The organism is Streptomyces sp. NPDC104761, assembly GCF_055583445.1.
Window position 1 is genome coordinate 392313 of sequence record NZ_JBVJNZ010000007.1, and the last position, 20951, is coordinate 413263.

A 20951-nucleotide genomic window follows, 5' to 3' on the forward strand; every position below is an offset into this window, starting at 1 on the left:
CCGCCCCCTCTGTCGCAGGCCGGTCAGCCGGTGGCGAGGGTGAACACGTGCAGGTCGCTGTTCCCGGGCAGGCGGACGGTCTTGACGGCCTTGCCGGCCGGGGCCGTGAAGGGCCTGGTCGCGAAGACGTAGGTGGCCACCGGGTCCTTGTCGGCGCCGGAGACGTTGCGATAGGCGGTTCTCGCGACGATCTCGTTGCCGTACTGGACGGTGCCGCCTCCGCCGCCGACGGTCCAGTCGGTGAAGGCGAGGTCGACGGTGCCCGTGGTGCCGTCGGTGTAGGTGACGGTCGCCTGGGCGGACTGGTTGCCGTTGGTGGCGCTGCCGAGGAAGGACAGCGTGGCGGCAGGGGTGGGGAGTTGGATGGTCTGCCCGGTGGCGGTCGCGTTGTCGGGGCGGCCTGCCGGTGCGTTCGGCCAGGTGTAGGCGAGGCCGTCGACCGTGCCCTGGGTGCCCGGCGTGAGGCCGGCCGCCGCGAGGGCCTGGCGGGAGTAGCTCCAGCCGCCGCCGTCGAAGTCGGCCTCGTCGTGGTCGCCGAAGTCGTCCGAGATGCCGGTGTTGGAGCAGGCGGCGAGGAGGGTGCCGGGCGCGGCGACGGTGAGGGCGACCGGCTGGACGTAGGAGGAGCCGGCCGAGGTGACGGTGACCTTCGCGTCGTAGTAGCCCTGCGGGGTGCCCGCGGTGGTGGCGAGAGCGATCTGCCGGGAACCGCCGGTGACCGTTCCCTCCGCGGGGGTGGCCGTGACGCCGTCCGGTGTCTCGACGCGGAAGCGCACCTCGGGACCGGTGCCGCCGGACAGGGACAGGGCGCGGACGGTGAGCGCCGTGCTGTCGCCGGGCGCGATCGTGGCCGTCGTCGGACCGACCCCGATCTGGTACGGCTGCTCGCCCTGGCGGAAGGACGGGGGCGGGTTGCCGGCGCCCCAGGTGCGGTTCGGGGTCGTGGCGAGGGTGTAGTCGAGGCGGCCGCCGTTGCGGACGAAGGAGCCGTCGAGCCAAGGCCGGTCACTGGTACGGCCGTTGACCTTCAGGGACTGGACGTACGGGGCGTCGCTCGCCGCTCCGGCCGCGTGGACCGAGATGTCGTTGCCGCCCGCGCGGTCGATCTCCACGCGCTCGAACAGGGGGGAGGCGAGGACGAGTTCGGCGCGGGACGGGACCTGCGGGTACATGCCCAGCGCCGAGAAGACGTACCAGGAGGACATCGCGCCGAGATCGTCGTTGCCGGGGATGCCGCCGGGCTGTGTCGACCAGAGCTGTGTCATCGCCGCGCGGACGGTCTCCTGGGTCCGCCAGGGCGCTCCGGCGTAGTCGTACAGGTAGGGCACGTTGAGCGAGGGCTCGTTGTCCAGCTCGGACTTGTCGCCGCCGCTGCCGGTGAGGGCCCAGCTGCCGTCGCTGTTGTGGAAGAAGGCGTCGAGACGGGCGAGCGCCTTGTCGGTGCCGCCCATCGCGGCGAAGAGCCCGGCCGGGTTGTGCTGGACCATCCAGGTGTACTGGGCGGCGGTGCCCTCGACGAACCCGTTGCCGGTGCCCGGGGTGAAGCCGGTGACCCGGCTGCCGTCCGCCTTGCGGTTGGCGATGTAGCCGCCGGTGGTGTCGGCGGCGATGTCGAAGGTGTTCTGCCACCACTGGGAACGGTCGGCGAAGGCCGCCGCCGTCCCCTTCTCCCCCGCGGCCGTGGCGAGCTGGGAGAGGGAGAAGTCGGCCGTGGACATCTCCAGGGTCTCGGCGGCGCCGCCCCAGGCGTTCGACACGGACGGCATGTAGTGGCGGTCCACGTACTTGTCCAAGGACGGCCGTTGGCCTGTCGACAGCACCGGTTTGCCGGCCGGGGACAGGTCCTGGGCGGTCGGGACCGTCGCCGCCTTCACCAGCGAGGCCAGCGCGCCCTTCAGGTCGAAGTCGGTGCCGCCGAAGGCCCGGATGCCGGCGAGGGCGGTCGGTGCCGGGTCGCCGTTCATGACGTGGGTGCCGCTCGCGCCGTGCAGCCAGCGGTCCCAGACCCCGCCGTTCTGCCGTGCGAGCTCGTAGAGCGACTGGGCGATGTCCGAGCCGGTGCGCGGGTCCAGGAGGGTCAGCAGCTGGACCTGGTCGCGGTAGACGTCCCAGCCGGAGAAGGTGCCGTACTGCGCCCGGTGGCCGCGGGCGACCCGGTGCACCTTGCCGTCGCCGCCCCGGTAGCGGCCGTCGGCGTCGCTGATGACGTTCGGGTGGAAGAGGGAGTGGTAGAGGGCGGTGTAGAAGGTGGTGCGGTCGGCGTCCGTGCCGCCGCCGACGCGGATGGCGTCGAGGCGGTCCCGCCAGGCGCGGTGGGCCGCGTCGCGGACGGCGTCGAAGGAGCGTCCCGGCGGGTTCTCGGCCCGCAGGTTCGCCGCGGCGGCGGCAGGACTGACGTACGAGATGCCGACCTTGACGTTCACCGGACCCGGGCCTGGCGCGAACTGGACGTATCCGCCGGCCCCCTTGCCGGCGACCGGTCGCCCGCCGTTCGCGGAGAAACCGCCGGTGCCGCCGGACGTGGTCGTCGAGCCGGGGCTGAGGGTGCCGTCCTGCCAGGTGCCGGTGGCGGTGAAGGCGCGGTCGAAGTGGGCGGTGAAGTACAGGGTGTAGTAGGAGCGTTGGCCCTCGGGGTCGAGGTAGCCGCAGAAGTCGCCGGAGGTGACCGAGCCGGAGACGGTGCGGGCCTCCGGGTCGATGGTGACCGTCGAATCGGCCGATCCCACCTCGGAGTTGGCGGTGCGGATCAGCAGGGAGGCGGGCTTTCCGGCCGGGTAGGTGAACTGGGCCGAGCCGGTGCGGGCGGTCGCGGTGAGGTCGGCGGTGACGCCGGAGGCGAGGCCCACCTTGTAGTGACCCGGCTCGGCGGTCTCGTCGGCGTGGCTGAAGTCCGAGGCGTAGACGGCGTCCTTGGTGTCACTCGCCGGGGAGGAGGTGACCTCGCCGGCGTACGGGAGGAACGGGATGTCGCCGCTGCCGCCCGCGCAGCCGGTGCCGGACATGTGGGTGAGGCTGAAGCCGCGGATGCGGGTGGCGTCGTACTGGTAGCCGCCCGGGGCGGCCGTTCTGGTCGCGTCGCCTCTGGTGTTCTCCGGGCTCCAGGAGAGCATGCCGAACGGCACGACGGCGCCCGGGAAGGTGTTGCCGCCGTTCCTGCTGCCGATCAGCGGATCGACGTACGCCGTGGGGTCCTTGACCAGTTCGGGTGGTGCGCCGGCGGTCGCCGCGCGGGCGGGGATGGCGCCGCCGGCCGCGAGTACCGCGGCCAGCAGCAGGGACATGGGTCGGAAACGCATGACGCGGCCCTTCCTCCTCCGGACGGGTCGCGCACCACGGGTCGCACAAGCCGCAGGGACAGTAACGTGCGCCACCGGTACCACGGAGGACCGCGCATGCCGCGGACGGCACGGCACCGGTTCACCCGGTCGGGCGACCCGAAGTGGGTTGACATCGTTGTCGGTTGAGGCGGTAGAGTCATGTACAGACCATGAGACAACGTTGTCGCCCGTCATGGGACCGACACAAGCCGCACAGCAGACGCGCACGAGGCATCACGAACAACTCCCCCCGGGCAGGCCCACCCACCCCCCTCGCCTGCCCGGCTCGCGGACCCGGTGCGCACCGGCACCGGGTCCGCCCAGAGCAGAGCGCACACGTCCGTGCGGGGTGGACGGCCGGGCGCGGGCCATGTGGGAAGCGAACGTAGGGCGGAAGCGGTCCCACCGCCCGAAGGGTTCCGGTCCGCCGGTCGACATGGGAGCGCTCCCACCCCACTGCCCCGTGAAGCTAGCGCGTTACGGGGGCAGGTGTAAACGGCGCGGCACGACCTGACCTCCCCGAGCGGCATCGAGCGGCAGGCGAGACCGCCGGACGACGAGCCCGCCACAGCTGTCGCGCAGACTTGACCCATTCTTGGCCGAGCGCGCTATGTGGTGACTAGCGTGCGGTCATGTTCACTTGACGCGGCCGTGAGGTTGGTTCTTGACGGTTTCTGAGTCATCGGCCTTCCCGCACCGACCGTCGCGCTGTCAGGGCGCTGCGATGGAGGTAGAACTCATGAGGAGACGGATACGCGGCGTGCTGGCCGCGTTCACCGGAGCGGTGCTGCTCACGATGGGGGTCACCGCGGGCGGCGGACAGTCCGCGCGAGCCGATGACAACGGTGTCGGACTCAAGCCCGTGCTCGGGTGGAGCAGTTGGAGCTTCGTCCGGCGCAACCCGACCGCGGCGACCATCGAGGCGGAGGCGAAGGCGCTCAAGGACAGCGGACTGGCGGGAAACGGGTTCGTCTACGCCAACGTCGACGACTTCTGGTACCAGTGCCCGGGCAGCCAGGGCCCGGACGTCGACCAGTACGGCCGCTGGGTCACCGACCCCGCCAAGTTCCCGCCCCGTGGCGCCGAGAACGGCATCCAGGTGGTGGCCGACTACGTCCACTCCCTCGGGCTGAAGTTCGGCCTGTACGTGACCCCGGGCATCTCCCGGCAGGCGGTCGCCGAGAACACCGGGATCCAGGGAACCCCGTACCACGCCCGGGACATCGCCACCACGACGACGGAGAACAACTACAACTGCGGCGGCATGGTGGGCATCGACTACGCCAGGCCCGGCGCGCAGGCGTTCATCGACTCCTGGGCCGGGCAGTTCGCCGGCTGGGGCATCGACTACCTCAAGATCGACGGCGTCGGCACCCCCGACCAGCAGGACGTGCAGGCCTGGTCGGACGCGCTGCGGCACACCGGGCGGCCGATCCATCTGGAGCTCTCCAACAACCTGGACATCAACAAAGCGGCCACCTGGGCGAAGCTCTCCAACGGCTGGCGCACAGGCGGCGACGTCGAGTGCTACTGCGGGCCGGACGGCAGCAGTTACCCGCTCACCACCTGGGGCTCGGTCGCCTCGCGGTTCGACCAGGTCGCCGCGTGGGCGCCGTACGGCGGTCCCGGCGGGTACAACGACTACGACTCCCTGGAGATCGGCAACGGCGACGACAACGGCCTGACGCCCGACGAACGCCGGACGCAGATGAGCCTGTGGTCGCTGGCCGCCTCTCCGCTGATCCTCGGCACCGACCTCACCCACCTGGACCCCGCCGACCTCGCCCTGCTGAAGAACACCGACGTGCTCGCGGTCGACCAGGACGGCATCGACGCCCACCGGATCTCCTCGGACACCGACTCCCAGGTGTTCGCCAAGACCGAGCCCGACGGGGACGCCGTGGTCGGTCTGTTCAACACCGGTTCGGCTCCCCGGGAGGTCGCCACCACCGCGGCGGCGCTGGGCCTGCCCGAGGCGCGCGACTACGCCCTGCGGGACCTTTGGAACCACGGACTGACCGAGTCCGCGGGCCGGATCGCCGCGAACGTCCCGCCGCACGGGGTGGTCCTGTACCGGGTGCACGGCACCCGCCACCCGGTGACCGGCGCGGCGCCGGACGTCTCGCTGGCGCTGAACTGGGCCCCCGCGCCGAGCGACAGCACCACGCGTACCGTGACCGCGGTCCTGTCCGACAACGGCTCGCAGCCGGTCACCGACGCCGCCCTGACCCTCACCGGGCCGTCCGGCACGAGGATCACCACGCATCAGGCGACGCGGGCCCGGACCATCCGCGGCGGCCGTGCGCTGAAGGCCACCTACTCCGTCTCCATCCCGCCCTCGGCGAAGCTCTTCGCCTCCAGCGACTTCCGGGGGACGGCGGCCTACCGCTTCCGGTCGGCCGGGAGGACGCACCTCACCGCCGGTGACACGATCACCGTGAACCATCAGGTGACCGCCCCGTACCGGACGTTCGCCTCCACCACGGCGAGCTTCAGCGAGTCCGGCACCGCGCTCGGGATCCGGGCCCAGGGCGCCGACCTCTACAACGGCACCAACGAGTACGGCACGATCTATCTGCCCGGAGCCGAGCACGACGGTTCCGTGACCACCGTGAAGCTCGACTCCCAGTCGGACACCGACGTCTGGGCGAAGGCCGGGATCATGGTCCGCAACGACATCACCCAGCCCAACACCTCACCCGGCTACCTGGCCCTGGTCGCCACCCCGGCCAACGGCTACCTCCTCGACTGGGACAGCGACGGCAACGGAACGCTGGACTCCCAGGACTCCACCGGTACCGCCACCTACCCGTCGTGGCTGAAGCTGGTCCGCCACGGCACCACCTACAGCGGCTACTACTCCACTGACGACGCCACCTGGAACCTGGTCGGCACCGTCACCGTCCCGACCGCCGCGGCCACCCAGGACGTCGGCCTCACCCAGACCTCGCACGCCTCGGGCACCACCGGCGAGGCCGACTTCGACGCGTTCACGACCACTCCCTAGCGGTCCCGTGGTCCGCCCGCACGGTGCTCGGCTAGACGGGTGCCGTGCGGGCGACGGCCGTCGTTCCGGCCGGCGGGAGTTCGGTGGCCGGGAGTTCGAGGGTGAACTCCGTGTGGCCCGGAGTGCTCTGTACGTCGATGCGGCCGCCGTGGGCCGCGGTGATGGCCGAGGCGATGGCGAGGCCCAGGCCCGAGCCGCCCTCCAGGACCCCGGCGCGGGTGCGGGAGGTGTCGGCCCGGGTGAAGCGTTCGAAGACGGTCGGCAGGAGGGCGGGCGGGATGCCGGGGCCGTCGTCCCGGACCCGGATCACGCAGGTGGTGCGGGTGGACTCGACGGTCACGGTCACGGTCGTACCCACGGGGGTGTGCACCCGTGCGTTGGCCATCAGGTTGGCCACCACCTGGTGCAGGCGGGCCTCGTCGCCCAGCACCGGTGCCGGGCCGTCGTCGAGATCGAGTTCCAGCCGCCAGACGTGCCCGGCGCCGGCCGCCCGCGCGTCCCACACCGCCTCCGCGACCAGCGCGGCCATGTCCACCTCGGCGGACTGCAGCGGGCGGCCCTCGTCTAGGCGGGCCAGGAGCAGCAGGTCCTCCACCAGGCTGCGCATCCGGGCCGACTCGGCGTTGACCCGGCGCCAGGCCAGGCCGGGTTCGATGCGGTCCGTACCGCGGTTCATCAGCTCGGCGTACCCGGCGATCAAGGCGAGCGGGGTGCGTAGTTCGTGGCTGGCGTCGGCCAGGAAGCGGCGCATCCGCTCCTCGCTCCGGCGCACCTGTTCCTCGCTGCGCTGGCGTTCCGCGAGGGACGCCTCGACGTGGTCGATCATGCGGTTGAGGGCGGCGCCGACCTGGCCGGCCTCGCTGCCGGGGTCGGTGTCCTGTTCGGGCACCCGGGTCAGGCCGGTCACCTGGCCCCGGCCGAGCGGCGCGTGGGAGACCTCGACGGCGGTGGCGGCGACCCGGCCGAGGGGCCGCAGCTGCCGTCGTATCACCACCGCGCACACGCACCCGGCCGCCGTGAGGCCGACCGCGGCGGCGGCGATCTCGACCTCGACCAGGCCGCTGATGGTGTCCAGTACGTCGTCCATGGGGAGGCCGGCCAGGACGCGCACGCCGCCCGCGTTCAGGGCGGTGACCCGGTAGGTGCCGAGGCCGGGGACCTGCCGGGTGTGGGTGGAACCGTCCTGTGCGAGGCCCCTGAGGGCGTTGGTCTGGGCGGTGTCGAGGGAGCGCGGGGGCGCGTCCTGGCTGACGACGGCCGCGTTGATGATGTCGCCCTTGGCGTCCAGGCGGGCGGCGAGCATGCCGGCCGGATGGCCGCTCTCGTCGAGGAAGGTCAGGTCGCGGGTGAGTTCCGGGTGCAGCGCGGCTCCGCCGACGCCGCGCTCGGCCGCGTCGCTCACCTGGTTGTCCAGATTGCCCATCAGATAGGCGCGTTGGGCGAACACCGTGGTCAGGGCCATCACGGCACACACACAGACCAGGACGGCGGTGATGAAGACGAGCAGGCGCGTGCGCAGCGACCGGCTCCGCAGCCGGGCGGTCATCTGCCGTCCTCCACGGGCCGTACGACGTAGCCCATGCCGCGCACGGTGTGGATCATCGGCGCCCGGCCCCGGTCGATCTTGCGGCGCAGGCTGGAGACGTAGACCTCGACGAGGTTGCCGCCGCCGTCGAAGGAAGTGCTCCAGACGTGGTCGAGGATCTGGGCCTTGCTGAGCACCTGGCGCGGATGGTCCAGGAGCAGGCTGAGCAGGTCGAACTCCTTGGCGGTGAGCCTGATCGGGGTGCCGGCCCGCTGCACCTCGCGGGACTGGCCGCTCAGCACCAGGTCGCCGAGGACGCGTACCGAGTCGTCGGCGGGGGGCTGTTCGCCGCCGGCCCGGCGGAGCAGCCCGCGCAGCCGCAGCACGACCTCCTCCAGGGAGAAGGGCTTGGTGACGTAGTCGTCGGCCCCGGCCTCCAGGCCGTCGATGCGGTGCTCGACGGCGTCGCGGGCCGTGAGCATCAGGACGGGCAGCCTCGGCATCTCGTAGCGGAGTCTGCGCAGCACCTGGAGGCCGTCGAGGTCGGGCAGCATCCCGTCGAGCACCACCGCGTGCGGGGCGCAGCCGCGGGCCAGCCGCAGGGCGCTCTGTCCGTCGAGCGCGGGGTACGGGCGCCAGCCGGCATCGGCGACGGCGGCGGAGAGCAGCTCGGTGAGACCGGGCTCGTCGTCGACGATCAGGACGCGGACTCGGCCGGTTCGGGCCCCTGCGGTGGCAGACATGTAGCAAGTCTGTGCCGGTTGGCCGGGGGAACCCTGTGTTCCGACTGAGCTTTGACGATGTCACGTAAGGAAACGCGCACGGGGAAGGCGAAGGGCCCGTCCGGACCGCTGCGAACCACTGCTGCGGGACTACGTGCGGATCACATGCTCCGGCTGCGGTGCTTGAGATCGGCCCCCTGAATTCCGACGTCGCGCTCGCCCCGGGGTGCGAGCCGAACTCCCGCGCTTGGCACCGGCTTCACGTCGGTCCTGGAAGAAAGCTGTCGGTGCGAGGTCTCGGTGATGCTTCAGGTCGTTCTGGGACTTGGTGTGGTCCTACTGGGCGGGGTTGGTGGCAGGCGTACGCCTCGTTCTCCTCGGCCATCGAGACATTCAGCTCTCATGGTGGTGGGCACCGCCGGCGGACGCCGCGGTGAGGGTGGGGTGGTCGGTGTGGCCGCGGTGGCCGCCGCCCTGGCAGGTGGCCGGGCCGGCCTCGTTGGAGCGGTGCGCCCGAGCGGATGCGGGCCGGTAGGTCGGGGCCGGCCCGCGCCGTGGTGCCGACCGTGACGACTGCTCCGGCCATCGGGGCCGGCGCCGCGGCGACCTCGGGATCCGGGCTGAGTGACACGGCTCCTGTCTTCCGGAGTCAGGCGGTGGGCGGGACGACGATGGCCTTGCCGTGCACCGCGCCTTCGGCGGCGCGAGCGTGCAGGGTCGGCAGTTCGGCCAGCGGCACCCGCTCGGCGACGTCGACGCGCAGTTCCCCGCGGTCGATCAGCGCAACCAGCTGCGCCAGCTGGTCGGCGTCGCTGCGGACGAACAGGTCGATGCCCCGCACGCCGCGCTCCTCGTCGGAAGGGGCGGGCATCCACACCGTCGTGTTGACCAGGACCCCGCCCGGACGGATCACCGTGACCAGCGCTGCCAGCTCGGCCGGGTCGACCGGGGCGAGGTTGAGCACCACGTCGACCGGCTCGGCCACCCCGTCGGGCACGCTCTTGGCCGTGTGGTCGACGACCTCGTCGGCACCGGCGGACGCGACCGCCTCCGCACTGCGCGGGCTGGCCGTGGCGATCACGTGGGCGCCGGCGTTCTTGGCCAGCTGCACGGCGTAGCCGCCGACCGCTCCGCCGGCGCCGTTGATCAGCACGCGTTGCCCGGCGGTCAGCTTGGCGTGGTCGAACAGCGCCTGGTACGCGGTCAGTCCCACGAGGGGAAGCGCGGCTGCGTCGGCCAGGGGGACGCTCTTCGGCGCTGCCGCGAGGATCTCGGCCGGCGCGAGGACGTACTGCGCGGCGGCGCCGGGCTTGTCCATCGGCAGGAAGCCGACAACCTGGTCACCGGCCGCGAGGCCGTTCACGCCATCACCGAGCGCGTCGACCGTGCCGGCGACGTCGATGCCGGGCGTGTGCGGCAGCTCCACCGGGATGGGGCCGCGCATGAAGCCGCCGCGGATGTTGCCGTCGACGGGGTTGAACGACGTCGCGGCGACGCGGATCCGGACCTGACCGGCCCCGGGGACGGGAAGCTCCACGTCCTCGTGGCGCAGGACGCCGGAGTCGCCGTACTCATGGAAACGCACTGCCTTCATTTCGGTTCTCACCCTCACTGCGATCAAATGTGCTTCGAATTCGAAGCACTGTTGCGACGATACATCTGCTTCGAATTCGAAGCAAGTGGTGTGGGTCACCTCCGGCGGGAGCGCATCGCCGCGGCCGGTTCGGTGGCCGCCCGGTCGATGCGGGCGTGCAGCCGTCCCGCGTCGCTCTGGGCCGTGGTCTGCCAGTCGGCGGGGCCGGCGACGACGACCGTGGGCACGGAATCGACGCGTATGCCGGCCAGGCGCCCGCACGTGACCTGCGCGAGGCCGGGCGGCTGCCGGCGGGAGTGGATGTTCAGCACCGGCATGCCGGAGAGGACTCCGTCACCCAGGACGGCGAAGAAGGAGTCGAACACCCCGCTCAGGGATGCACCAGGCAACGCGCTCATGGCTTCTGCCCCGCTGCCGGGCCGTGCTGCCCTCACCGGGGAGGACCGAGGACGATGGCGCCGGACAGTTCCGCGGCTTCGGTGAGCAGCTGCGGCGGGATCCCGAAGCCGTCCGGGCGAGGTTCGCCGAGGTCACGGCCCGCGTGGCGGAACATCTTCTCCAGGCCGCCGGGGGCCGAGAGGGGCAAGTGGTCCGCCTTCCCGGAGGCGACGCGGTAACCGTGGGGGATGCGCCGGCCCGGGAGGACCTCGTCCTCATTGTCGTGGACGTGGTACGGGGGCGCCTCGCTGTCGAGCAGGACGCTGACGACACTCCCGTCGATCCATTCGAGCTGCTGCTGGTCCTCGCGTTGCGCGGGACAAGGGATGCTCATGGCCGTTCCTCGGGGTCCGTGGGCGGCGGCGCCGTCTTTCTCTCCGCAACCCTGCGCCGCCCTGCTGCCCGGCTTCCATGTCCTGCGGCGCTCAGTCGGGCCCAACACTGCCCACAGCGGGGGCTCTCGAGGTCACGACATCGGGCCGGAGAGCCTCGTGTCCGCCCGGCCGTCCGCCCGGTAAGGCACGGCACCGGCGGAGGGCTCCGTTCCAGCTCCGCCTGTGGTGGCCGGAACGGCGGCAAGCCGCACTCTTCGAATTCGAAGCAGTAGACTCGGGTCGTGCCTGACTCACCGCCATCCCTCGACCCCGTACAGCTCGGCGCCTACTTCGACCTCATCGAGGTGACCAGCCTGCTCCGGCATGCGGTCGAGCAGCAGCTGCGCGAGACCGGTGATCTCAGCTACGTGCAGTTCCAGCTGCTGGCCCGCCTCGGAGACTCGCCAACCGGCAGCCACCGCATGACCGACTTGGCCGACGGCGTCGTCTACAGCCGCAGCGGCCTGACGTACCAGGTGGATCTGCTCGAAAAAAGGGGCCTGGTCGTGCGCGCTCCGTCACCGGACGACGAGCGGAGCATCACCGTCACCCTCACCGACGCCGGGAGTGAGCTGCTCGCGAGGGTGCTGCCGGGTCACGTCGAGGTGGTCAGCGGCCTGCTGTTCGAGCCGCTTTCGCGCACCGACGTCAAGGCTCTCGCCGACCTGCTGGCGCCGGTACGCGACCACATGCGCTCGACGCCACCTCGCTCGGCCGCGTCCCGCCGCCGCAAAGGCGGAGCATAGGGACTCGACAGTCCTGGGAGCCCTGAAGACCGCAGCGCAACGGGACGCGGCGAGCTGCCGGGGCGGCCCCGGCAGTCGACGGTGAGCCGGCAGGGGCAGAGGGGGGCCGAGGCGTCAGGCCGGTCGGCGGGCGAATTGCGCCGGTGTTGCCCGGTGGTGCTTCTTGAAGGCACGGATGAAGTGGCTGCTGTCGGTGAAGTGCCAGCGCGCGGCGGCCTCGGAGACGGTGAGGTGTGATCCGGGAGCGGTCAGCGCCGCGGCCGCCTCCTCCAGGCGCCGGCGGCGGATATAGGCGCTGAACGACTCGTCCAGACTCGCGAAGGCCCGCTGCAGGGTGCGGACCGAGACGTGCAGATGCGCGGCGATCGCGGCCGGCGACAGATCCGCTTCGGTGAGCCGGGCATCGGCCAGGTCCTTGGCCGCCTGGGCCAGTGCCGGAATGAAGATGGGCTCACGATCGTCGAAGTGATCGAGGACCAGCCCCTTGGCCAGTTCGAGCAGGGCGTTGCGGGACGCATGCGCGCCCGCCGGGCTGAGTCCGCTCACCACCCGCTGCACCGTGCTGGTGTGTGCCATGAGGATCTGCGCCGCGGGCGAAGTGGCCCGGCCGACGCGTGGATTCCCGGCGACGAGATGCCGCAGGGCGTCGCCGGGGAAGATGAAGATGCGGGTGCCGATCTCGGGCGTGGTGTGGAAGTGATTCTCCGTCACGACGTGGTGCATGAAGTAGGTGCCGGCCGAGACGTACGCGTCACCGCCCTGATCGTGCGGGTCCTGCAGGGCCACCGCGCCGCGCAGTCCGACGTACAACCTGATCTCGTCGTGCTCGTGTCGCCCGACTGCGCGGGTGCTCACGGGGGAGGAGCCCCAGAGCTCGTTGACGGCGGTGTCCTGCAGGGTCACCGAGCGCATCGTTCCCTTGAAGCCCTCGATCGTGGAAGTACTGAACTCCGGCAGCGGGTACAGGTCTCCCATGCGGTCGTTCCAGGTGTCGATGAACGGCTCCCACGCTCCCCGGCCCGTGCCGGTGGAGTCGGCGTCGACGGTGAACGTGCCCATCCTGTCGCCCGGACCATGGAAACCCGGCCTGCTGCTCATGTCTCCTCCGCGCCGATCAAGACGTCGCCGGAATCCCATCTGGTGGCGCAAACGTACACGCTTTCCCCATGCGGCTGTTCCTACTCTTGACTCCGCTTCAACCGTCAACTGCCTACCACCTGCAGGTGCCGCTCGCCGAGCTGCTGGCCCAGCATGCCGACGCCGCCTCCACCTGACCAGCGCCGAGGAGACGACCGCCATGATCCCCGACGACGATCCGTCCCGGTCGCTGACCGTGGCGAACCCGGACGACCCCGGCACGACGTACGTGTCGCTGGTGGGCAACACGTACGCCATGCTGGTCACCGGCGAGCAGACCGACGGCCGGTACTGCCTGATCGACATGCGGGTGCCCGACGGCGGCGGGCCGCCGCCGCACCGGCACGACTTCGAGGAGATGTTCACGATCCTCGAGGGCGAGATCGAGTTCACCTTCCGCGGCGAGAAGTACACCGTGGGGGCCGGGTCCACGATCAACATCCCGGCCAACGCGCCGCACAACTTCCGCAACGTCTCGGGGGCGCCGGCCCGCATGCTGTGCATGTGCACCCCCGCCGGCCAGGACGAGTACTTCCTGCGCATCGGCGACATCGTGGCGGGCAAGGACGCGCCACCGCCGCAGCTGTCGCAGGACGAGCTCGCGGAACGCCGTCGCCGCGCGGTCGAGCTCGCCTCGGCCTACCGCAGCGAGTTCCTGTAGCCCGCAGGGCCGGCGAGCCCGGCCGTCGGCCGACGCTCACCGCACCTGAGAGGCCGACGTGACCCGGATCAGTGACGCAGGGGCGCGGCGAGTCCTGTGGCCGTCCTGCCCTTGACCGTTCCAGGAGAGGCGATCGCCTCTCCTGGAACGGGACTGGCCATCTCCGCACGAATGGTGCTCCCCAGCCATCCGTTTCCTGCCGGGCATGGAGGCAGGACAGAGCCAGAAAGGAGCGCGGATTGGAAGCGGCAGGACTGGCGGGCCGGTTGGCCGCGGCACGAACCGGTGCACTGGTGGGCAGGAAACCGGAGCGGGCGGTGCTCGACCGGATGCTGTCGGGCGCGGCGGACGCTCCGCTCGTGGCCTACCTCCACGGTCCCGGCGGCATCGGCAAGACCTCTTTGCTGCGCTACGCCGCCAGGCAGGCCGAGCTCACCGGCCGTCGCGTGGTGCACGTGGACGGACGGTTCCTCGACGCCGATCCGCGCCGGCTCGAGGAGGCCGCGGCCCCGGCCTGCGCCGCACCCGGCACGGTGCTGCTCATCGACACCTTCGAGCAGTGCCGGCCACTCGAGGCATGGCTGCGCGAGACCTTCCTGCCACGGCTCGCCGACCACACGGTCGTGGTCGTCGCCGGCCGGGTCGCCCCCGACCCCGAATGGTCACTGGATCCCGGGTGGGCGCAGCTTTTCACCGCACTGGCCGTGCGGCCACTCGACAGCGCCCAGTCCCACGCCCTGCTCGCCGCGCGGGGTGTCCCCGCCGAACAGCGCGGCGCCTACGTCGCCTTCGCCGGAGGAAGCCCGCTCGCCCTCTCGCTCGCCGCATCCGTGCCCCCGGCCGCACCCGGCGCGCCGTGGGAGCCGACCGGCGACGTCCTGACGACCCTGGTCGAACGGCTCGTGGGTGACCTGCCCAGCACCGTCCACCGGCGGGCCCTCGAGGTCGTCGCCCAGGCCTACGTCACCCGCGAGCCCCTGCTGCGCGCGGTGCTGGGCGACGAGGACACCGACAGGGTGTTCTCCTGGCTGCGCCAACTGCCCTGCATCGAGGCCACTTCCGAGGGACTGCACCCGCACGACGCGGTGCGGGCGACCCTCGCGGCCGACCTGCGCTGGCGGGACCCCGAGCGCTACGACGACGTACGCGTCCGTATCTCCCTCGCCGGCCTGCAGGCCGTACGCTCGGCCGCCGAAGACGACGCGCTGCTGCGGGTCGCCGAGTGGATGTTCCTCTTCCGCCACCAAGACGGACCGGACAACCTGTACAACTACCGGACGCACCCGCACATCGAAGACACTCCGCTGCGGCCCGAAGACGTGCCCGTGGTGCTGCGCATGGCCGAGGAGGCGGAGGGCCCGGCGTCGGCGGCCGCGGTCGCACACTGGGTGCGCCGCCAGCCGGAGGCCTTCCGCGTCCACCGCCGCGCGGGCTCCCCCGCCCCCGCTTCGTTCATGGCCGTCCTGCGGCTGGACGCACCATGGTCCGAGGACCGCGCCGCGGATCCGGTGATCGCGGCAGTCTGGGACCTCGTGGAGGCGGCCGCTCCCCTGAGGCCCGGCGAGCACCTGGGCATCCGCCGCTTCGCGGTGCAACCCGGCGGGCAGCAGCGGCCCTCACCCCTGATGGAGCTCATCAGCCGGCGCGCCATCGGCGAGGAGATGCGGACCCACGGACGCGCGGTGACCTTCACCGTCTTCGAGGACGCCGACCGGTGGGGGCGCTACCTGGCCGAGGCCGGAATGCCCGAGGTCGCGGCCGTGGACGTCGGCGGCCGGCAACAGCACGTCTTCGGCCGGGACTGGCGACGGCAGACAATGGAACAGTGGGTGCGACACCGGGCTCGCACCGCGGTCACGCCCGTGACGACATGGCCCGCTGCTCCCGCCACGCGTTGTCCAGGCGACCGGCCGGCGCGCGCGGCGTTCGCGGAAGGTGTGCTCGAGGCGCTGCGCACCTGGCACACCCCCCGCGCATTCGCCACGAGCGGCCTGCTGCGCTCCCACCTCGTACCGCACGGCTCACCGGACCCGGCCGCGGACCTGCGCGGCGCCATCATCACCGCCCTCGACGCGATCCAGACCGACCCCGCGGGCGTCAAAGCCCACGAGGCTCTCACCGCCACCTACGTCACGGCCTCCCGCACCCACAGGGCCGCCGCCCGACGACTCGGGGTGCCTTACGGCACCTACCGACGCCACCTCGCCCTGGCCAAAGAACGCCTCACCGAACAGCTGCTACGCCAACCGGCCACGACATCTACGCCGCCCCCGTCACACACGTCACCGGAGGAGTGAGTTGGTGATGCGGGTCGTGCTGTAGCGGAGCTTGCGCGGCAGCCGCGGTGACCTCGCGGACCCGAACCCGGCATGCGCCGTCTGTCTGCCGTCCCCCGCAGGGGCGCACCGAACATCCTGCCGGCGGCACTTGCCGGCCTTCGTGATCACTGAGCAGGGGACGAGGAGCGGGAGGTGCGCGCAGAGCGCCGGGTCGACCGGCCTCGGGATCAGGGCGGGTTCACCAGGGGATGTTGCCGGATCGGTCGATGAGCTGCCCCGTCGGCCCGTCAGGGCCGATCGTCGCGAGGGTCACGATGGCCTGGGCGCCGTCGGCCACGCTGTGTCCGAGGCCGCCGGTGAAGTCGGTCGCGGTCTGCCCGGGGTCCGCGGCGTTGACCTTCACGTCCTTCAGTTCCTTGGCGTACTGGGTCGTGAGCATGGTGACCGCGGCCTTCGAGGCGGAGTAGAGGGGCAGGGCATACTGCGACTCGATCCGCGCCGGGTCCTGGGTCATGCCGAAGGAACCCATCCCGCTGGACACGTTGACGATGACGGGGTTCGGCGACTTGCGCAGCAGCGGAAGGAAGGCGTGGGTGACGCGCACGAGCCCGACGACGTTCACGTCGAGCACGGCGCTCATGTCGGCCGCGGTGTACTCCTCGACGGGGCCGACCTTGCCGAGGACGCCGGCGTTGTTGACCAGGACGTCGATCGTTCCCTCATGAGCGGCGACATCCGCGGCCGCGGCCTGGACCGAGGCGTCGTCGGTCACGTCGATCTGGACGAACCGGGCGCCGAGCGACTGGGCCGCGGCCCGGCCGCGCTCACGGTCGCGGGCACCGAGGAGGACGGTGTGCCCCGCCTCGACGAGACGACGAGCGGTTTCGAAGCCGAGGGACTTGTTGGCGCCGGTGATGAATGTGGTGGTCATGCTGGTTCCTCCTGGCCCGAACAGCGCGGTGATGCGCCGTTCACGCACTCCATGCTGGATCTCCGGGAGGGTTGGCGGGAGCTACGGCACTTCCTGGTACAGCGCGTACCACCCAGCAGCCTGGTCCACCGGACGAGGCGGAACACGGCCCTTCATCCCTGAGGAGACATCCTCTGGACCCCGATGGCGGCAAGGAGTTCGAGTTTGCTGCGGGCGTCGGTGCCTGGCTGCGGCGTGTACACCACCAGGCGGAGGTTCGTGTCCTGGGTGTTGAGGATGTCGGAGTTCATGGTGATCTCGCCGACATCCGGGTGCTGGACGGTTTTGTGCGCACTCGTGTGACCGCCCACCGCCCGGCGGCTCCACAACTCGCAGAACCGTGGGCTGAGGTTCAGCCTCGACACCAGCGCCGCGAGGTCGGGATCGTCGGGGTACCGGCTCGTCGTCGCGCGTAGGTCGGCGACCAGGGACTCCTCGAACGCCGCCCGTTCAACCGCCGTCTGCCGGACCCGGGGAAGCTCACCCAGGAACTGCCAGACCAGGACGTTGCGGTCTCCCACACCGTGGACCGTGGGATCGCCGAACGTGGCCGCGAACAGCGGATTCCAGTGCAGCAACTGCCAGGTGGCGTCGTAGACCGCCAGCGGGTTGCCGGCGAGCTGGTCCACGATGCGGTACAGGCTTCCTGGGATCATGCGTGGCACCCGGCTCGGATCCGCCGCATGACCGGCCATGCGCAAAAGGTGAGCATGCTCGTCGCCGGACAGCTGCAGGGCGCGAGCCAGGGCCGAGCAGACCTGGGCCGAGGGTGTCGCCACCCGTCCCTGCTCCAGCCGGACCACGTACTCGACCGAGATGCCGGCCAGTGTCGCCAGCTCCGCGCGTCGCAGGCCGGGGACCCGACGGGGTGCGCCGTGCGTGAAACCCACCGTCGTGGGATCCAGCCGGTCCCGCCACGCCCGTAGCGCGGCACCGAGCTGATTCATGCCCACCATCCTCCCGCACCCCCCGCCCCGCTGACTGGTACTTGCTGTACCACGGAGCCCCGTAGCTCCCGCCAACCCTCCCCCGGACGCGGCGCCGAGTCATGACCGCGCGCGACGACGAGCCGTGACCCCGACTCAGCAGGGAACAGCGAGCGCCCCGCCAGGCCGAAGCCTGACGGGGCGCTCGTGCGGGATTCTGGCGTCATCGCCGCCAACAGCGAGTCACCGACCAGATCCTCTGGTATCCGAGCCGATCAGCTCAGGAACCGACAAGTTGGCGAAGCACGTACTGCATGATGCCGCCGTTGCGGTAGTAGTCGGCCTCACCGGGGGTGTCGATCCGGACGACCGCGTCGAACTCGACGCCCGTGTCGGTGGTGACCTTGACCGTGCGCGGGGTGGTGCCGTTGTTGAGCTCCTCGACGCCGGTGAAGGAGAAGGTCTCCTCGCCGGTCAGGCCGAGCGACTCGGCGGAGGCGCCCTCCGGGAACTGGAGCGGGAGGACACCCATGCCGATGAGGTTCGAGCGGTGGATGCGCTCGTACGACTCGGCGATGACGGCCTTGACGCCGAGCAGCGCGGTGCCCTTGGCGGCCCAGTCGCGGGACGAGCCGGAGCCGTACTCCTTGCCGGCCAGGACGACCAGCGGGATGCCCTGCTCGATGTAGTTGCGGGAGGCGTCGTAGATGAACGACACCGGCGCGTCGGGCTGGGTGAAGTCGCGGGTGTAGCCGCCCTCGGTGCCCGGCGCGATCTGGTTGCGCAGGCGGATGTTGGCGAACGTACCGCGGATCATGACCTCGTGGTTGCCTCGGCGGGAGCCGTAGGAGTTGAAGTCGCGGCGCTCCACACCGTGCTCGGTGAGGTACTTGCCGGCCGGGGTGTCGGCCTTGATGGCACCGGCGGGCGAGATGTGGTCGGTGGTCACCGAGTCGCCGAGCTTGGCGAGGACGCGGGCGCCGACGATGTCGGTGACCGGGGCCGGCTCGTGCTGCATGCCCTCGAAGTACGGGGGCTTGCGGACGTAGGTGGACTCCGGGTCCCATTCGAAGGTGTTGCCGGTCGGGATCGGCAGCGACTGCCACTGGGCGTCACCGGCGAAGACGTCGGCGTAGGACTTGTTGAACATGTCCTCGCCGATCGCGTTGGCGACGACGTCGTTGACCTCGGCCTCGGTCGGCCAGATGTCGGACAGGTAGACCGGCTTGCCGTCCTGGTCGGTGCCGAGGGCGTCCTTGGTGATGTCCACCTTCATGGAGCCCGCGAGCGCGTAGGCGACCACCAGCGGCGGGGAGGCCAGGTAGTTCATCTTGACGTCGGGGTTGATACGGCCCTCGAAGTTGCGGTTGCCGGAGAGGACCGAGGTGACGGCGAGGTCGTGGTCGTTGACGGCCTTGGAGACCTCCTCCGGCAGCGGGCCGGAGTTGCCGATGCAGGTGGTGCAGCCGTAACCGACCAGGTTGAAGCCGACCTTGTCGAGGTACGGGGTCAGGCCCGCCTTCTCGAAGTAGTCGGTGACGACCTTGGAGCCCGGGGCGAGGGTGGTCTTGACCCAGGGCTTGCGGGTCAGGCCCTTCTCGACCGCCTTCTTGGCCACCAGGGCGGCGGCGACCATGACGTACGGGTTCGAGGTGTTGGTGCAGGAGGTGATGGCCGCGACGGTGACCGCGCCGTGGTCGATCTCGTACGAGGTGCCGTCGGGGGCGGTCACGGTGACCGGGTTGGACGGGACGCCGTTGGTGGTGGCCGGGGCGTCGGAGGCCGGGAAGGACTCCTTGCCCGCCTCGTCGGCGGTGTCGACGTAGTTGCGGACGTCGGTCTTGAACTGCTCGGCGGCGTTGGCGAGGACGATGCGGTCCTGCGGGCGCTTCGGGCCGGCGATGGAGGGGACGACCGTGGCGAGGTCCAGCTCCAGCTTCTCGGAGAAGTCGGGCTCGGCCTTCGGGTCCAGCCAGAGGCCCTGCTCCTTGGCGTACGCCTCGACGAGCGCGACCTGCTGCTCGGAGCGGCCGGTGAGCTTGAGGTAGTTCAGGGTCTCGCCGTCGATCGGGAAGATCGCGGCGGTGGAGCCGAACTCCGGTGACATGTTGCCGATGGTGGCGCGGTTGGCGAGGGAGGTGGCGGCCACGCCCTCGCCGTAGAACTCGACGAACTTGCCGACCACACCGTGCTTGCGCAGCATCTCGGTGATGGTGAGGACGAGGTCCGTGGCGGTGGTGCCGGGCTTGAGCTCACCGGTCAGCTTGAAGCCGACGACGCGCGGGATGAGCATGGAGACCGGCTGGCCGAGCATGGCGGCCTCGGCCTCGATGCCGCCGACGCCCCAGCCGAGGACGCCGAGGCCGTTGACCATGGTGGTGTGCGAGTCGGTGCCGACCAGGGTGTCGGGGTAGGCCTGACCGTTACGGACCATGACCGTGCGGGCCAGGTGCTCGATGTTCACCTGGTGGACGATGCCGGTGCCCGGGGGGACGACCTTGAACTCGTCGAAGGCGGTCTGGCCCCAGCGCAGGAACTGGTAGCGCTCCTTGTTGCGGCCGTACTCCAGCTCGACGTTCTGCTTGAAGGCGTCGTTGGTGCCGAACTTGTCGGCGATGACGGAGTGGTCGATGACCAGCTCGGCCGGGGCCAGCGGGTTGATCTTCGCCGGGTCGCCGCCCAGCTCCTTCACGGCCTCACGCATGGTCGCGAGGTCCACGACACACGGCACACCGGTGAAGTCCTGCATGATCACGCGGGCCGGCGTGAACTGGATCTCCTGGCTGGGCTGGGCCTGCGAGTCCCACCCGCCGAGGGCGCGGATGTGGTCGGCGGTGATGTTCGCGCCGTCCTCCGTGCGGAGCAGGTTCTCCAGCAGCACCTTCAGGCTGTACGGAAGGCGAGCCGAGCCTTCCACCTTGTCCAGCCGGAAGATCTCGTACGACTCGTCGCCCACCTGCAGCGTGCTACGGGCGTCGAAGCTGTTCGCCGACACGACAGTCTCCTTCATTGATGTGCGCGTACCACCGTCATCGTGCCGCCACGCCGACTTGGCCGATCCAGTAAGGTCAGGCTAAGTTAGGCATGCCTTACCAGGTGGCGATCACGGTGCGCCTGGGCAGATATCTCGATGTCGAGATAACTCTAGTACACGGTCGCGGGTTGGTCATGCCCGGACCCGCTGCGCGGGATCCCGGCGAGCCCGGGACGGGCCCGTTCCGTCGTGTAGCGGAGCTCGGGCGAGCCCACGAAAAA

Annotated in this window: 14 protein-coding genes; 4 read left to right on the forward strand and 10 right to left on the reverse strand. The window is 70.9% G+C overall.

The genetic code is table 11. The annotated features are described in order from the left end of the window. Nucleotides 1–23 precede the first annotated feature (23 nt). Nucleotides 24–3296, reverse strand: coding sequence for a GH92 family glycosyl hydrolase (locus tag ACZ63F_RS21660; RefSeq protein ID WP_469712997.1), 3273 nt, complete (start codon nucleotides 3294–3296; stop codon nucleotides 24–26). Between the two features lie 760 nt (nucleotides 3297–4056). Here ACZ63F_RS21660 and ACZ63F_RS21665 point away from each other — a divergent pair. Beyond that, on the forward strand, nucleotides 4057–6324 hold the full coding sequence (locus tag ACZ63F_RS21665) for an NEW3 domain-containing protein (protein ID WP_469712998.1): 2268 nt from the start codon (nucleotides 4057–4059) through the stop codon (nucleotides 6322–6324). A 31-nt stretch (nucleotides 6325–6355) separates the two neighbouring features. On the opposite strand, the gene ACZ63F_RS21670 is transcribed toward ACZ63F_RS21665, so the two are convergent. From ACZ63F_RS21670 to ACZ63F_RS21690, 5 genes are all read right to left on the reverse strand, one after another. After that, complete coding sequence (locus ACZ63F_RS21670; RefSeq protein WP_469712999.1) at nucleotides 6356–7870, reverse strand: HAMP domain-containing sensor histidine kinase; 1515 nt, start codon at nucleotides 7868–7870, stop codon at nucleotides 6356–6358. After that, complete coding sequence (locus ACZ63F_RS21675) at nucleotides 7867–8592, reverse strand: response regulator transcription factor (RefSeq protein WP_469713001.1); 726 nt, start codon at nucleotides 8590–8592, stop codon at nucleotides 7867–7869. The genes ACZ63F_RS21670 and ACZ63F_RS21675 overlap by 4 nt, the downstream gene beginning before the upstream one ends. 628 nt (nucleotides 8593–9220) lie before the next feature. After that, a complete protein-coding gene (locus ACZ63F_RS21680) occupies nucleotides 9221–10165 on the reverse strand; it encodes an NADP-dependent oxidoreductase (RefSeq protein ID WP_469713003.1) in 945 nt (314 codons plus the stop codon). Nucleotides 10166–10260: 95 nt separating this feature from the next. Then, nucleotides 10261–10563: an NADPH-dependent FMN reductase family protein gene (locus tag ACZ63F_RS21685; protein ID WP_469713005.1), complete on the reverse strand. Its 303-nt coding sequence runs from the start codon at nucleotides 10561–10563 to the stop codon at nucleotides 10261–10263. A 32-nt stretch (nucleotides 10564–10595) separates the two neighbouring features. Beyond that, nucleotides 10596–10937 carry a cupin domain-containing protein gene (locus ACZ63F_RS21690; protein ID WP_469713006.1) on the reverse strand — a complete coding sequence of 114 codons (342 nt, stop codon included), beginning with the start codon at nucleotides 10935–10937 and terminating at the stop codon, nucleotides 10596–10598. A gap of 282 nt (nucleotides 10938–11219) precedes the next feature. On the opposite strand from ACZ63F_RS21690, the gene ACZ63F_RS21695 reads away from it, so the two are divergent. Further along, nucleotides 11220–11723 carry a MarR family winged helix-turn-helix transcriptional regulator gene (locus ACZ63F_RS21695; RefSeq protein ID WP_469713007.1) on the forward strand — a complete coding sequence of 168 codons (504 nt, stop codon included), beginning with the start codon at nucleotides 11220–11222 and terminating at the stop codon, nucleotides 11721–11723. Between the two features lie 114 nt (nucleotides 11724–11837). Here ACZ63F_RS21695 and ACZ63F_RS21700 read toward each other — a convergent pair whose 3' ends face one another. Continuing rightward, entirely contained in the window at nucleotides 11838–12821 is a 984-nt protein-coding gene (locus tag ACZ63F_RS21700) for a helix-turn-helix domain-containing protein (protein ID WP_469713008.1), read from the reverse strand. Nucleotides 12822–13020: 199 nt separating this feature from the next. On the opposite strand from ACZ63F_RS21700, the gene ACZ63F_RS21705 reads away from it, so the two are divergent. Both ACZ63F_RS21705 and ACZ63F_RS21710 read left to right on the forward strand, forming a co-directional pair. Beyond that, nucleotides 13021–13521 (forward strand): cupin domain-containing protein, encoded by a 501-nt coding sequence (locus tag ACZ63F_RS21705; RefSeq protein ID WP_469713010.1) that lies wholly within the window; start codon nucleotides 13021–13023, stop codon nucleotides 13519–13521. A 293-nt stretch (nucleotides 13522–13814) separates the two neighbouring features. Next, nucleotides 13815–15818: an ATP-binding protein gene (locus tag ACZ63F_RS21710; RefSeq protein ID WP_469713011.1), complete on the forward strand. Its 2004-nt coding sequence runs from the start codon at nucleotides 13815–13817 to the stop codon at nucleotides 15816–15818. Nucleotides 15819–16038: 220 nt separating this feature from the next. Here ACZ63F_RS21710 and ACZ63F_RS21715 read toward each other — a convergent pair whose 3' ends face one another. The 3 genes from ACZ63F_RS21715 to acnA form a co-directional block, all read right to left on the reverse strand. Continuing rightward, entirely contained in the window at nucleotides 16039–16731 is a 693-nt protein-coding gene (locus ACZ63F_RS21715; RefSeq protein ID WP_469713012.1) for an SDR family NAD(P)-dependent oxidoreductase, read from the reverse strand. Between the two features lie 152 nt (nucleotides 16732–16883). After that, nucleotides 16884–17717 carry a helix-turn-helix transcriptional regulator gene (locus ACZ63F_RS21720; RefSeq protein ID WP_469713013.1) on the reverse strand — a complete coding sequence of 278 codons (834 nt, stop codon included), beginning with the start codon at nucleotides 17715–17717 and terminating at the stop codon, nucleotides 16884–16886. A 259-nt stretch (nucleotides 17718–17976) separates the two neighbouring features. Beyond that, nucleotides 17977–20691 carry an aconitate hydratase AcnA gene (gene acnA / locus ACZ63F_RS21725; RefSeq protein ID WP_469713014.1) on the reverse strand — a complete coding sequence of 905 codons (2715 nt, stop codon included), beginning with the start codon at nucleotides 20689–20691 and terminating at the stop codon, nucleotides 17977–17979. Between the last annotated feature and the right edge of the window lie 260 nt (nucleotides 20692–20951).

What these genes read in the sequence shown, in the direction of transcription:
- ACZ63F_RS21685 (WP_469713005.1), bottom strand. Translation starts at nt 10,563, where the DNA reads ATGAGCGCGTTGCCTGGTGCATCCCTGAGCGGGGTGTTCGACTCCTTC.
- ACZ63F_RS21675 (WP_469713001.1), bottom strand. Translation starts at nt 8,592, where the DNA reads ATGTCTGCCACCGCAGGGGCCCGAACCGGCCGAGTCCGCGTCCTGATC.
- ACZ63F_RS21715 (WP_469713012.1), bottom strand. Translation starts at nt 16,731, where the DNA reads ATGACCACCACATTCATCACCGGCGCCAACAAGTCCCTCGGCTTCGAA.
- ACZ63F_RS21700 (WP_469713008.1), bottom strand. Translation starts at nt 12,821, where the DNA reads ATGAGCAGCAGGCCGGGTTTCCATGGTCCGGGCGACAGGATGGGCACG.
- ACZ63F_RS21690 (WP_469713006.1), bottom strand. Translation starts at nt 10,937, where the DNA reads ATGAGCATCCCTTGTCCCGCGCAACGCGAGGACCAGCAGCAGCTCGAA.
- ACZ63F_RS21665 (WP_469712998.1), top strand. Translation starts at nt 4,057, where the DNA reads ATGAGGAGACGGATACGCGGCGTGCTGGCCGCGTTCACCGGAGCGGTG.
- ACZ63F_RS21705 (WP_469713010.1), top strand. Translation starts at nt 13,021, where the DNA reads ATGATCCCCGACGACGATCCGTCCCGGTCGCTGACCGTGGCGAACCCG.
- ACZ63F_RS21670 (WP_469712999.1), bottom strand. Translation starts at nt 7,870, where the DNA reads ATGACCGCCCGGCTGCGGAGCCGGTCGCTGCGCACGCGCCTGCTCGTC.
- ACZ63F_RS21660 (WP_469712997.1), bottom strand. Translation starts at nt 3,296, where the DNA reads ATGCGTTTCCGACCCATGTCCCTGCTGCTGGCCGCGGTACTCGCGGCC.
- ACZ63F_RS21720 (WP_469713013.1), bottom strand. Translation starts at nt 17,717, where the DNA reads ATGAATCAGCTCGGTGCCGCGCTACGGGCGTGGCGGGACCGGCTGGAT.
- ACZ63F_RS21680 (WP_469713003.1), bottom strand. Translation starts at nt 10,165, where the DNA reads ATGAAGGCAGTGCGTTTCCATGAGTACGGCGACTCCGGCGTCCTGCGC.